Below are 12,531 nucleotides of genomic sequence, written 5' to 3'. Positions count from 1 at the left end.
ATTACCCTGCGGGCTGACGGTAGACGCATCCTGATTTTGAGTCGAGCGCGTCTACCAATTCCGCCATAGGGGCTCAGGCCGGGCGGCCTGGATGGGCGCGGACTATACGGCTGGAGGCCTGTTCGTCAACTGGCCAAATCCTGAGAAGCGGTCTCGCTCGACGCGAGCCTTTCGATTTCGTGAAGCAGCTGCCATTGTGCAGCGCGGAAAATCTTTCTAGACAGGCGGCGCATGTCATTGAAGCGCACCTTGTCCGACGAGGTTGATGCGGGGCGCTTCCAAGTCTTGTTTGTACATGTCGTGATCCCAAGACCGCTTCTGGTTTGGGCGTGCATTAGGAGTGCCGATGCTTCGCGGACTTTACGACTGGACCTTGTCGCTGGCGGCGAGCAAATCCGCCGAATGGTGGCTGGCCTTCATCGCCTTCGTCGAGAGCTCGGTGTTCCTGGTGCCGGCCGACGTCCTCTATCTGCCGATGGCGCTGTCGCGGCCGGATCGCGCCTATCGTTACGCGCTGGTCGCCACCGTCGCCTCGGTGCTGGGCGGCATCGCCGGCTGGTTCATCGGCCATTATGCCTATGATGCGGTGGCGCGGCCGATCCTCGAATTTTATGGCAAATATGACGAGTTCGAAGCGATGCGCGTCTCATCGGGTGTCGGCTTCATCATCCTGATGCTGGTCACCTCCGGCCTCGCCCATCTGCCGCCGATCAAGGTTGTGACGATCCTGTCGGGCGTCATCGGTGTTCCTTTGCTGCTGTTCATCGTGCTGGCAATCGTGGCGCGCGGTGCTCGCTTCCTGTTTCTCGCGTGGCTGTTGCGCCGCTATGGCGAGCCGATCCGCCACTTCATCGAAAAGCGCCTTGGCCAGATTGCAGGCGCCGCCGCCGCTGCCCTGATTTTGCTCTATATTGTCGTCAAATACGCCGTCTGAACGGCATCGAACCGAATGGACTGAGTCCGATGACAGCGACCGTGAATGCCGATACCGGACGCCAGCGGCTGCGCACCGCCCTGTTTCTCGCTGTCGCCATGGCCGCCACGGTCGGCTCGGCGCTGGCCTTCCAGTATCTCGGCGGCTACATCCCCTGCAAGCTCTGCCTCGAGCAGCGCACGCCTTACTACGTCGGCGTGCCCTTGATGCTGCTGGCGGTGCTTGCGTCGGCTCTTCACGCGCCAGCCTGGGTAAGCCGTGGCCTGCTGGCTATTGGCGGCCTGCTGATGCTCTACGGCGTCTATCTCGGCGTTTATCACTCCGGCGTCGAATGGGCGTGGTGGCCAGGCCCGACCGATTGCACCGCAGCCGCCGGGCCGGTGGACACCGGCGGCAAGGGCGTGCTCGATGCGCTCGACAAATTCGTCCCGCCCTCCTGCGACAAGGCGGCGCTCCGCATTCTCGGCCTGTCGCTGGCCGGCTGGAACGCCATCGCCAGCTTTGTCCTGACGGTCGTAGCCTTCCGCAGCGCCTTCGCCCGCGACTGAGCGGCACAACGCAGAGTTCGTCCAGAAATTCGTCAGGCCGGAGTGCATGACGTGGCTTTCGAGAACCGGAGCGGAGCGTACTAAAGTACGTGAGCACCGGAAGCGCAGAAAGCTGCGTCAGGCGACCGGCATGGCGGATTTCTGCCGAACTCTATGGTTCGAGTTCGACATCCCAGTACAGATAATCCATCCAGCTTTCGTGTAGATGGTTGGGCGGGAACAGCCGGCCGTTATTATGCAAATCATGCACCGTCGGCTGGTAGGGCTTCTGCAGCGGCCACATCTTGGCGTGGGCCGGCATCATGCCGCCCTTCCTCAGATTGCAGGGCGAGCAGGCAGCGACGACATTCTCCCAGGTCGTGGCGCCGCCGCGATGGCGAGGAATGACATGGTCGAACGTCAGATCGTCCGGCGTGCCGCAATATTGGCATTGGAAACGGTCACGCAGGAAGACGTTGAAACGGGTAAACGCCGGATGCCTCGACGGCTTCACGTAAGCCTTCAGGCTGACGACGCTCGGCAGCTTCATCGAAAAGGTCGGTGAAGAGACGGCGTGTTCGTATTCGGCGACGATGTTCACCCTCTCGAGGAACACCGCCTTGATGGCATCCTGCCAGGACCAGAGCGACAGGGGGTAATAGCTGAGCGGACGGTAATCCGCATTCAGCACCAGCGCTGGAAGCCCATCCGGAGATACGGCAACCGTCACGTCGTTGACCTCCTTCACCCTAGAACCGGTCGACGCGGATACTGTAAGCCCGACATGACAGGGATGTGAAGCGGATTGTCGATCATGCCGGGTCTCAAAAACGCATGATTTCAATGCTTTTTTGCGGATTCAGGCCGGAGGCGCGGCATCCCTGCCCTTCAATTCGCGATAATAAGCCCAGAAAAGCCGCGATGCGACACCGCGCCACGGGCTCCATGATTCGGCAAGCCGGATCAGCATTTTCTCCGGCGGACGCGGGTCGATGCCGAGTGCATGGCCGACCGCGCTCTGCAATGCAACGTCGCGCGCCGGAAAGATATCTGGGTGTCCGGCGGCAAACAAAAGGTAGACTTCAGCCGTCCACGAGCCGATGCCCGGCACCTTGGTCATGGCCGCGATCGCCTCGCTTGCATCGAGCCGGCACAGGTGATCGAGGTCGAGTCCCTCGGCCACCGCCCGGGCGACGGCAACCAGGCCGCGCTGCTTGGGCCGCGACAGCCCGGCCTCGCGGAAGATCGCCTCGTCGGCGGCAAGTATCGCCTGCGGCGTCAGCGGATCGAGCAGTCTCGTCAGCCGGCCGAAGATGGCGTCGGCGCTCGCGCGGGACACTTGTTGCGAAACGACGATGGAAGCAAGGCTCCTGAACCCCGGCTCCGACAGCCTGAGCGGCACCTCGCCGGCCATGCCGCGCACTTTTTCCAGGCGTGGGTCGAGCAAGCATAGCCTATCCAGCCCTTGCGCAATGTCGTCGAGATTGGCGATGCGTTGCATGTCTGCTTGTTCCAAAATCAAAAGTGCCGCACGCTTCGTCACGTGTCCCTCTGGACGCACGACGCCACCGGCGCAAAGTAGCAATTGGCGATAGCGCCACACAACCCGATTGCCGCCGGACAATGACACTGCTGACATTCCGCTTCGCGCCGAGCCCGAACGGCGAACTGCATCTCGGCCATGCCTATTCGGCGCTGCTCAATCAGAAATTGGCAAAGGCGGCGGGCGGACGCCTGCTGCTGCGCATCGAGGATATCGACACGACGCGCTGCACGCCGGAATTCGAGGCAGGCATTTTTCGCGACCTGAAATGGCTGGGGCTTGGCTGGGAGGAACCGGTGCGCCGCCAGTCCGAGCATTTTGCCGAATATCGGGCGATGCTCGAGCGGCTGATCAAGGAAGAACTTGTCTACCCGGCCTTCATGAGCAGAAGTGAGATCCGCGCCTTTATCGCCGACAGCGAGAAGCGTGGCCGCGACTGGCCGCGCGACCCGGACGGCGTGCCGCTCTATCCCGCCGCCGACAAGGCGTTGACGGCGAGCGAACGCAAGCGGCGCGCCGCCGAAAATGTGCCATTTGCCTGGCGGCTGGACGTCGATGCTGCAATAGCGCGCGCCGGCAAGGACCTGTCATGGGCCGAATACACGGACGAGACGCTCTCCGCGACGTGTCGTGTCGAAGCCCATCCGCAGGATTGGGGCGACGTGGTCGTGGCGCGCCGCGAAATCCCGACCAGTTATCACCTCGCCGTCACCATGGACGACGCGCTGCAGGGCGTCAGCCATGTCGTGCGCGGCCAGGACCTTTATTCCGCGACCAGCGTGCAGCGGCTGCTTCAGCAACTGCTTGGCCTGCCGCAGCCGGCCTATTTTCACCATCGCCTGATCCTCGGCCCGGACGGACGAAAACTGTCGAAGAGCCTTGGCGATACCGGCCTTGCCGCCCAGCGTAAGGCGGGCGCATCGCCCGCCGATCTCAAGCGGCTGGTCGGTCTCTAGACTAGACCGGTGAGCTCGCGGCCATCAACGGCGCTCCTTCAATTCAAATGACTCTATGGATCAACCGTTTGGTTTTGCTTGCCGGCCCGAACGGCATTAAGCAGTCGCCGCAGTCGATCCCTCACCCGAATTCATCGCGGCCTCCGGAAATGCACAGCCTCAAGCGGTTTATCCCCGCCTCTTTCGTCGTCCTGTGGGCGACCGGCTTCATCGGCGCGCGCTATGCCATGCCGTGGGCGGAGCCCTTTACGTTCCTGGCCGCGCGCTTTGTCCTGGCAGCAATCCTGCTTGTCGCTTTGATGGCCGCACTTGGTTCGAGCCGCGCCACCCGCGATGAGGCGCTGCACGCAACCGGTGCCGGCATCCTGATGCATGGCATCTATCTCGGCGGCGTGTTCTGGGCAATCCACCGGGGCATGCCCGCCGGACTTTCAGCCCTGATCGTCGGCCTGCAGCCGCTGATCACGGCAGTGCTCGCCGGCCGGCTTCTCGGCGAGGCCATCCTGCCGCGCCACTGGGCCGGTCTCGGCCTCGGGTTGATCGGCGTGGTGATTGTGCTCTGGCCGAAGCTCGGCGCGCTCGGCGGCGGCGTGACGGCCGAGACACTGGGCGCCTCGCTGGTCTCGGTACTCGGCATGAGCGCCGGCACCATCTGGCAGAAGCGCTTTGCTTCCGGCGGCGATCTGGTGGCTGCCACGTTCTGGCAATATGTCGGCGGCGCATCGGTGATGGCTCTGGCCTCGCTCGCCTTCGAGACCCGAACGGTCATCGTCAACGGCGAACTGATCTTCGCCATGACCTGGCTCGTGCTGGTGCTGTCGATCGGCGCCATCTTCCTGTTGATGGTGATGATCCGCGACGGCGAAATGTCAAAGGTCGCCTCGCTGTTTTACCTCGTGCCGGCTGTCACCGCGGTCATCGCCTGGGCATTGTTCGGTGAGCACTTGAGCCCGCTCCAGATCGCCGGCATGGCGATCGCGACGCTCGGCGTCGGGCTGGCGACGGCTCAGCCGCCGACGCGGGCACGCGCCTCTAAATAGCGGCTGATCGCGGCGTTGAGCTCGCCACCGAGGATGAAGATCGCTGAGACGATATAGAGGAACACGACGGCGATCATGATCGAGGCGAGGCCGGCATAGGTCGTCACATAGGACGAGAAATGATCGAGATAGGCGGCGAAGATGGTCGACCCGATGAGCCAGCCGACCAGCGTGAAGATGATGCCAGGCACGATCGAAACGAGGCGGCGCTTGCCGGCCGGCAACCAGAAATGCACGGCGAACAGGCCGCCGACGATGACTACAGAGGCGATGACGTAACGCCACAGCGTGATCGTGCCCATATAGGGTTTTATCCATTCGAAATGCGACTCGGCCAGCCGTGCCAGCAATGGCGCGAAGACCAGCAGCACGCTGATGGCCAAAAACCCGGCCGTCGCGATCAGCACGAAGATGATGCTCTGCACCCGCCGATAGATGATGCCGCGCGTTTCCGAGACACGATAGGCCCGGTTGAGCGAGGTGCGCAGCGCCTCGATGCCGTTCGAGGCGAAATATCCGGCAAGCACGATACCGTAGGTCAACAGGTCACTGCGCCGGACGGTAAGCACGTTGAGCACCTCGCGCGCGATCGGTTTGGCGATCTGCTCGGGCCATGTGTCGAACACAAGGTGCACGGCGGTGTCGGCGAAAGCCTGCGCGCCGAAAAAACTCGCCAGCGTCGTGGCGAAGATCAGGAAAGGAAAAAGCGCCATCAGCGCGGTGATCGCCAGATGGCTGGCCATTGCCCAGCCGTCGTCGGTGTTGAAATGGCCGAGCGCGTCGTAGAGGACGCGTTTGAGGGCTACGATCTTCCGCAACAAGAACCGCGTTCCCTTCGATTGTCCCGACGCCGCGAATATGGGAAGGGTTTGCGGTAAATGACAACCCTAGGCCAAACCACCATTCCTCCCGGAGAAGAGTTGCGCACCATCATTGTCACAGGTGCCTCTTCCGGTATAGGCGCCTATTGCGCCCATGCTCTTAAGAAGGAAGGCTGGCGGGTGTTCGCAACGGCCCGAAAGCCCGAAGATATCGCTGCGCTCGAGGCCGACGGCATCGAGGCCTTTTATCTGGACTACACCGAGTCCGGATCGATCGAGGCGCTGGTGGCGTCGGTGCTGGAACGGACCGACGGCCGGCTCGATGCGCTCTTCAACAATGGCGCCTACGGACAGCCCGGCGCCGTCGAGGACCTGCCGGTCGAGGCTTTACGGCAGCAGTTCGAGGCCAATGTCTTTGGCTGGCATGACCTCACTCGCCGTGTCGTACCGGTGATGCGCCGCCAAGGCCATGGTCGTCTCGTTCATTGCTCGTCGATCCTCGGCCTGGCGCCGGTGCCTTTTCGCGGCGCCTACTCGGCATCGAAGCACGCTATCGAAGGGCTGATGCTGTCCCTCTACCAAGAACTCCTCGGCAGCGGCATCCATGTTTCGCTGATCGAGCCGGGGCCGGTGAAATCGAAGATCGCCAGCAACAGCCTTGCGTGGTTCCTGGCAAATATCGATCACGAGAAGTCCGTTCATCGCCTCGCCTATGCGGCGCAACTCAAACGGCTGCGGGCCGGCGGCAGCACATCGCGGCTGAAGCCCGGGCCGGAGGTGGTTTATGCCGCCTTGCACCATGCGCTTCTGTCGCGGCGCCCGCGCCCGCATTATGTGGTAACTGTGCCGGCCAGGATCGGCGCGATCCTTAAGCGCATCCTGCCGTCATCGGTACTCTACCGTCTGCTCGCCAAACGCGCCTGAACGCAATCCAACTGGAACACACCATGGCAACCGTCTTCAACATCCTCGCCGTTCTCGTTATGGTCGCCGTGGTGATCGTACTGATCCGCGGCCTCATCAACATGATGCGCGGCGGCTCCAGCATGACCTCCAACAAACTGATGCAGACGCGCGTGCTCTTGCAGTTCGTGGCCTTGGTGCTGATCATGCTGGCGGTGTATTTCACCCGTAAGTGACGCAGCAGCCACCAGCCGGGAGGTAACCCGTGGTCAAGCTCAACAAGATCTACACCCGCACTGGCGACGATGGCACCACAGGCCTCGGCTCTGGCGAGCGGCGGCTGAAATCCGACCTTCGCATCGACGCCTACGGCACGGTCGACGAGGCCAATGCCTGCATCGGCATGGCCCGCATTCATACCGCGGCAGTAAATCCGGCGATCGATGCGATGCTCGGCCGCATCCAGAACGACCTTTTCGACCTCGGCGCCGATCTGGCAGTCCCCGATAATGGCAAGCCGCTCGACTACGAGCCGTTGCGCATCATCGCCTCGCAGACCGACCGCATCGAACAGGATATCGATCTCCTCAACAAGGACCTTGAGCCGCTCAAATCCTTCGTGCTCAACGGCGGTACGCCGGCAGCGGCTGCCCTTCACCTCGCCCGCACGGTGGCCCGCCGCGCCGAGCGCATCATGGTGGCGCTGTCGCAAGACCCGGACGAGCACGTCAACCGCGAGGCGATAAGATACATCAACCGTGTCTCGGACTTTCTGTTCGTCGCCGCACGCGCGGTCAATGACAACGGAAATGCCGACGTGCTATGGGTTCCCGGCAAGAACCGCTGAATCTGCCGGGTCATCCACGATCTTCAGGTTTTGGAAGCGGGAGAGGCCTGATGTTTATCCCGCTTTACGACACCAACCGGCTGCGGCACATCAAGCTGCAATATGTGACGATCAGCCTGATCGCGCTCAACGTGCTGATCTACTTTGTCACCACACTGGGCGGCGAGGATTTCGCCAACGCCGCGGTGCTGGGCCTCGGTTTCATCCCGTCGGTTGTGCATGACAGCGTCGAGCTCGCTCCGCAATTTGTCGTCATTCCGGAGAGCCTGAGCTATCTGACCTATTCCTTCCTGCACGCGGATATCTTCCACCTCGGCGGCAACATGCTGTTCCTGTGGGTGTTCGGCGATAATGTCGAGGATGCACTCGGCCATGTCCGCTACCTCGTCTTCTACCTGCTTTGCGCCATCGCCGGCGCTTTCTTCCAGGGTCTGGTTGCCTGGGATTCGCCGGTGCCGCTGATTGGCGCGTCGGGCGCCATCGCCGGTGTGGTCGCCGCCTATCTGATCCTTTATCCGCGGGTGAAGGTATGGGTGCTGGCCTTCGCGCGCATCCCGTTGCGCATCCCGGCCTTCATCCCGCTGATCCTGTGGATCCTGTTCCAGATCTTCATGTTCGCGCAGGGGGGCGAGGATCAGGTTTCCTGGGCCTGCCATATCGGCGGCATCATCGCTGGAGCCGTGCTGGTGCTTGTCTTGCGCAGCCGCGGCGTACCGCTACTCGCCGGCGCAGACGAGGAGCCGGCCGTGGTCGCCGGTCCGGTGCCCGTAGCCGTGGAGCCGGCGCCAAGCGACCCACAACCTGCGCAGCCGGCGCCGCGCTGGGGCCGGGGGACAGTTTCCGGTCCGGACTGAACCGATTTGAGTGCTTCGCCGAGCATCCGAGTGCGCCCCGGATATTGACGCGCGGGGTCGCCGCAACTACGGAAGCGCCACCCTACTGGCGTGGCGAAGACCAGAATTCCGTCCGGAATGTCGGCTTTCGACAACTCTGAAGAGGTGCACGCTGCTATAGCGCGCCCGACGAGCGTGAAGAGACTATCGTGAAAGAGGTGACAGGCAAATGAAGATCCTTGTGCCCGTGAAGCGGGTTGTGGATGCGAACGTCAAGGTCCGGGTGAAGGCGGACGGTTCGGCGGTGGAACTCGCCAACGTCAAGATGGCGATGAACCCGTTCGACGAGATCGCGGTCGAAGAGGCGATCCGGCTGAAGGAAGCTGGCAAGGCCGAAGAGATCATCGTCGTGTCGATCGGGCCGCAGCAGGCGCAGGAAACGCTGCGCACTGCTCTCGCCATGGGCGCCGACCGCGCCATCCTGGTCAAGACCGACGAGCAGACTGAGCCGCTGGGCGTCGCCAAGGTGCTGAAGGGCGTCGTCGAGGCAGAACAGCCCGGCCTTGTCATTCTCGGCAAGCAGGCGATCGACGACGATTCCAACCAGACCGGCCAGATGCTGGCCGCGCTTCTCGGCTGGGCGCAGGGCACCTTCGCCTCCAAGATCGTGCTCGACGGTGACAAGGCCAGGGTGACGCGCGAGGTCGATGGCGGCCTGCAGACGCTGGAACTGAAGATGCCGGCGATCGTCACGGCCGATTTGCGGCTGAACCAGCCACGCTACGCGTCTCTGCCCAACATCATGAAGGCCAAGAAGAAGCCGCTCGACGAGAAGAGCCCTGCCGATTACGGCGCCGACGTCAAGCCGCGGCTTAAAGTGATCAAGACCGAGGAGCCGGGCGGCCGCAAGGCGGGCGTCAAGGTCAAGAGCGTCGCCGAACTGGTAGACAAGCTGAAAAACGAAGCCGGCGTGCTGTAAGGCCAGGAAGGGATAAAAAATGACAATTCTTCTGATTGCCGAACACGACAACGCTGCGCTTTCCGACCAGACCGCCAAGGCGCTTTCGGCGGCGCTGCAGATCGGTTCGGACGTGCATGTGCTGGTTGCCGGCAAAGGTGCCAAGCCGGCAGCGGACGCCGCCGCCAAGCTCCAGGGCGTCACCAAGGTGCTGCTCGCCGACGCCGACGAACTGACCGAGCGTCTCGCCGAACCGCTGGCGGCACTCGTCGTTTCGCTTGCTGAGCCATACGAGACGATCATCGCGCCGGCGACCTCGTCGGGCAAGAACGTCGCGCCCCGCGTGGCGGCGCTGCTCGATGTCGCCCAGATATCTGAAATCATCGAAGTCGTGTCGCCCGACACCTTCAAGCGGCCGATCTATGCCGGCAACGCCATCCAGACGGTGCAGTCCAGTGACGCCAAGAAGGTCATCACGGTGCGTACCGCTTCCTTCCAGGCAGCGCCCGAGGGCGGTTCCGCGCCGGTCGAGACGGTCCAGGCGGCGGCCAATCCCGGCCTGTCGAGCTTTGTCGAGAACAAGCTCTCCGAGACCGACCGTCCAGAGCTGACCTCGGCCAAGATCATCATCTCGGGCGGCCGTGCGCTGGGCTCCTCCGAGAAGTTCCAGGAGGTCATCCTGCCGGTCGCCGACAAGCTCGGTGCGGCGGTTGGCGCATCTCGCGCCGCCGTCGATGCCGGCTATGCGCCGAACGACTGGCAGGTCGGCCAGACCGGCAAGGTGGTAGCGCCCGACCTTTATATTGCCGTCGGCATCTCCGGTGCCATCCAGCACCTTGCCGGCATGAAGGATTCGAAGGTGATCGTTGCCATCAACAAGGACGAGGAAGCGCCGATCTTCCAGGTCGCCGACTACGGTCTCGTCGGCGATCTCTTCGTCATTCTGCCGGAACTGCAAAAGGCGCTTTGACGCCTTCTGCCAAAGCGTATTAAATTCTGAGGGGTGGGGTAGACGAAGTCGCCCCGCCCTTTTAGTTTGCACTGCACAAAAAACGGGCCGCAAAGGCCTCGACGGGATCGGGTAATGAGCAAGATCGAGACGATCGGCATCATCGGAGCGGGCCAGATGGGTGGCGGCATCGCCCATGTGTCGGCGCTGGCGGGCTATAAGGTGCTGGTTTACGATATTTCGCCCGACCGCATCGAAAAGGGCATCGCTACGATCAGCGGCAACATGGCCCGTCAGGTCGGCTCCGGCAAACTCGAGGAAAAGCTGCGCAATGAGGCGATGGCGCGCATTTCGGCGGCACCGGCCATGGCCGACCTTGCGGGCGCCGATCTGGTGATCGAAGCAGCGACCGAGGACGAGACGGTCAAGCGCAAGATCTATGCCCAGCTCTGCCCGCAGCTCAACCCCGAGGCCATCCTGGCGACGAACACGTCATCGATCTCGATCACACGGCTGGCTTCGCAGACCGACCGGCCGGAACGCTTCATCGGCATACATTTCATGAATCCGGTTCCGGTGATGAAGCTGGTCGAACTGGTGCGCGGCATCGCCACCGAGGACCAGACCTTCGAGGCGGCAAAAACCTATGTGAAGCAGCTCGACAAGACGATCACCGTCTCGGAGGATTTCCCGGCCTTCATCGTCAACCGCATCCTGCTGCCGATGATCAACGAGGCGATCTACACGCTCTATGAAGGTGTCGGCTCGGTCGACGCCATCGATACCGCCATGAAGCTCGGCGCCAACCATCCGATGGGGCCGCTGCAGCTTGCCGATTTCATCGGGCTCGATACCTGCCTGTCGATCATGCAGGTGCTGCATGACGGGCTGTCGGATTCGAAATACCGCCCCTGCCCGCTGCTGGTCAAATATGTCGAGGCCGGCTGGCTCGGCCGCAAGACCGGGCGCGGCTTCTACGACTATCGCGGCGAGCATCCCGTTCCGACACGCTGATCGCCTCGCTACCAGCGCACAAAAAGTCGTCCGCCGAGCGCCCCGAGCACGGCAAGGATGGCGACCGCGATCGTATACCAGGTGCCGACGAAAAGCGGCGAATCGTCGAAGCAATGCGCCGCATAGAAGGTCGCCGCCAGCCCGCCGGCAAGCAGGCCCGCGGCCGCACCGGCAAGCACCGGCCTTGTCGGCGCGCCATGGCGCAGCACCGCGAGAAAGACGGCAAGCGGGCCGATCCCGATCAACGGAATGAAGGTCAGGCAGATGACCATGTTCGTGCCGACCAGCCGCGTGCCCCAGTCCGACGCAGGCACGGCGAAGAGTTCGAGAATCACAGCCACAATCACCAGCAGCGGCGCGGCGACCATCCAGCTCACCGCCCGGCTGGTCGATGAACCGGGCGTCGACAGCCCACGGACCAGGACAAAGGCGCTGGCGGCAAGAGCAATCGTGAAGACGAATTTGGACAGGAACCGCATCGTGTGCATGGCGATCGCAATGTCGGGGCGCGGGCCGATCGTCAGCCAGAAAACCGCGGCCGCGATCACGATGGCCGCGCCGGCGGCAAGCCACCAGGCGGTGCCTAGCGGCAGCGCCTTGCTGCGGGCATCGGCGTCGAGCGCCTTGATGAAATCTTCGGTCCTCATGTTATTCCCGCCCCGCCCTGAACCGTTTGGCAATGGCGGCAAGCCCGCGGTGCAGTGACACCCGCACAGCCGTCTCGCTGATGCCGAATTTGGCCGCGGTCTCACCGATTGACCGGCCTTCGACCGATACGGCCGAGACGACGGAACGCTGTGCCGGCGGCAGGCTGTCGAGCGCCCGGTTGACGTCGCGCTCGCTCACCGTCTCCGATTCCGGCTCGGCAAAGGTCTCGGCGATTTCGTCGATCTCGATCTCGATCCGCCGACCGCGCCGCCGGAACGCATCGATCAGCTTGAAGCGGGCTATTGCATAGACCCAAGGCAGCACCGGCGCATCATGGCGCCAGGTGTGTCGTTTCACATGAATGGCCAGCAAGGCTTCCTGCACGACATCCTCGGGATCCACCCCGCCCTGCACGATCTTGCGCCGGGCAAAGCCACGAACGAGCGCGGCGATCCGGTGCAGAAAGTCGGCATAGGCCCTTTCGTCTCCGGCGATCGCGGCCCGCAGCAGCCGTGAAAGCTCGGCTTCGTCCTTGCCGCTCACAAGAGTTCACTCCCC

The 12,531-nt window shown here is 63.0% G+C and carries 16 protein-coding genes; 11 read left to right on the top strand and 5 right to left on the bottom strand.

Annotated elements, in window-relative coordinates:
• Positions 1-346: 346 nt before the first annotated feature.
• Both NKJ20_RS09885 and NKJ20_RS09880 read left to right on the top strand, forming a co-directional pair.
• Positions 347-934, top strand: a complete 588-nt coding sequence (locus NKJ20_RS09885) for a YqaA family protein (protein ID WP_023677958.1) — start codon at positions 347-349, stop codon at positions 932-934.
• 29 nt (positions 935-963) lie between these two features.
• Positions 964-1,482 (top strand): disulfide bond formation protein B, encoded by a 519-nt coding sequence (locus NKJ20_RS09880; RefSeq protein WP_352452439.1) that lies wholly within the window; start codon positions 964-966, stop codon positions 1,480-1,482.
• Positions 1,483-1,633: 151 nt separating this feature from the next.
• Here the strand turns inward: NKJ20_RS09880 and NKJ20_RS09875 are convergent, their stop codons facing one another.
• Positions 1,634-2,191 carry an HNH endonuclease gene (locus NKJ20_RS09875; protein WP_023677956.1) on the bottom strand — a complete coding sequence of 186 codons (558 nt, stop codon included), beginning with the start codon at positions 2,189-2,191 and terminating at the stop codon, positions 1,634-1,636.
• A gap of 129 nt (positions 2,192-2,320) precedes the next feature.
• Positions 2,321-2,962, bottom strand: coding sequence for a DNA-3-methyladenine glycosylase family protein (locus NKJ20_RS09870; RefSeq protein ID WP_352743804.1), 642 nt, complete (start codon positions 2,960-2,962; stop codon positions 2,321-2,323).
• Positions 2,963-3,084: 122 nt separating this feature from the next.
• Between NKJ20_RS09870 and gluQRS the strand changes: the two genes are divergently transcribed.
• Positions 3,085-3,960, top strand: coding sequence for a tRNA glutamyl-Q(34) synthetase GluQRS (gene gluQRS, locus NKJ20_RS09865; RefSeq protein ID WP_352743803.1), 876 nt, complete (start codon positions 3,085-3,087; stop codon positions 3,958-3,960).
• 149 nt (positions 3,961-4,109) lie between these two features.
• On the top strand, positions 4,110-5,000 hold the full coding sequence (locus NKJ20_RS09860; RefSeq protein ID WP_352456675.1) for a DMT family transporter: 891 nt from the start codon (positions 4,110-4,112) through the stop codon (positions 4,998-5,000).
• Here NKJ20_RS09860 and NKJ20_RS09855 read toward each other — a convergent pair.
• Positions 4,967-5,821: a YihY/virulence factor BrkB family protein gene (locus NKJ20_RS09855; protein WP_352743802.1), complete on the bottom strand. Its 855-nt coding sequence runs from the start codon at positions 5,819-5,821 to the stop codon at positions 4,967-4,969. The two genes, NKJ20_RS09860 and NKJ20_RS09855, sit on opposite strands and share 34 nt — an antisense overlap.
• A gap of 57 nt (positions 5,822-5,878) precedes the next feature.
• On the opposite strand from NKJ20_RS09855, the gene NKJ20_RS09850 reads away from it, so the two are divergent.
• The 7 genes from NKJ20_RS09850 (at position 5,879) to NKJ20_RS09820 (ending at position 11,325) form a co-directional block, all read left to right on the top strand.
• Positions 5,879-6,745 (top strand): SDR family oxidoreductase, encoded by an 867-nt coding sequence (locus tag NKJ20_RS09850; protein ID WP_352743801.1) that lies wholly within the window; start codon positions 5,879-5,881, stop codon positions 6,743-6,745.
• A 23-nt stretch (positions 6,746-6,768) separates the two neighbouring features.
• Entirely contained in the window at positions 6,769-6,960 is a 192-nt protein-coding gene (locus NKJ20_RS09845) for a twin transmembrane helix small protein (RefSeq protein WP_023677950.1), read from the top strand.
• Positions 6,961-6,989: 29 nt separating this feature from the next.
• Positions 6,990-7,571, top strand: coding sequence for a cob(I)yrinic acid a,c-diamide adenosyltransferase (locus tag NKJ20_RS09840; protein ID WP_023677949.1), 582 nt, complete (start codon positions 6,990-6,992; stop codon positions 7,569-7,571).
• 50 nt (positions 7,572-7,621) lie between these two features.
• On the top strand, positions 7,622-8,425 hold the full coding sequence (locus tag NKJ20_RS09835) for a rhomboid family intramembrane serine protease (protein WP_352743800.1): 804 nt from the start codon (positions 7,622-7,624) through the stop codon (positions 8,423-8,425).
• 208 nt (positions 8,426-8,633) lie between these two features.
• Positions 8,634-9,383 carry an electron transfer flavoprotein subunit beta/FixA family protein gene (locus NKJ20_RS09830; protein WP_352743799.1) on the top strand — a complete coding sequence of 250 codons (750 nt, stop codon included), beginning with the start codon at positions 8,634-8,636 and terminating at the stop codon, positions 9,381-9,383.
• 19 nt (positions 9,384-9,402) lie between these two features.
• A complete protein-coding gene (locus tag NKJ20_RS09825) occupies positions 9,403-10,332 on the top strand; it encodes an electron transfer flavoprotein subunit alpha/FixB family protein (protein ID WP_352743797.1) in 930 nt (309 codons plus the stop codon).
• Positions 10,333-10,446: 114 nt separating this feature from the next.
• Positions 10,447-11,325: a 3-hydroxybutyryl-CoA dehydrogenase gene (locus NKJ20_RS09820; protein WP_023677945.1), complete on the top strand. Its 879-nt coding sequence runs from the start codon at positions 10,447-10,449 to the stop codon at positions 11,323-11,325.
• Between the two features lie 8 nt (positions 11,326-11,333).
• Here NKJ20_RS09820 and NKJ20_RS09815 read toward each other — a convergent pair whose 3' ends face one another.
• Positions 11,334-11,972, bottom strand: coding sequence for an NrsF family protein (locus NKJ20_RS09815; protein WP_352743795.1), 639 nt, complete (start codon positions 11,970-11,972; stop codon positions 11,334-11,336).
• A gap of 1 nt (position 11,973) precedes the next feature.
• Positions 11,974-12,516, bottom strand: a complete 543-nt coding sequence (locus tag NKJ20_RS09810) for a sigma-70 family RNA polymerase sigma factor (protein ID WP_352743793.1) — start codon at positions 12,514-12,516, stop codon at positions 11,974-11,976.
• Positions 12,517-12,531 lie beyond the last annotated feature (15 nt).

This window comes from Mesorhizobium sp. M0185 (assembly GCF_040322175.1).
Classification (GTDB): Bacteria; Pseudomonadota; Alphaproteobacteria; order Rhizobiales; family Rhizobiaceae; genus Mesorhizobium.
The sequence above is the reverse complement of the archived record's forward strand: the minus strand, read 5'-3'. Positions and strand labels throughout refer to the sequence as shown.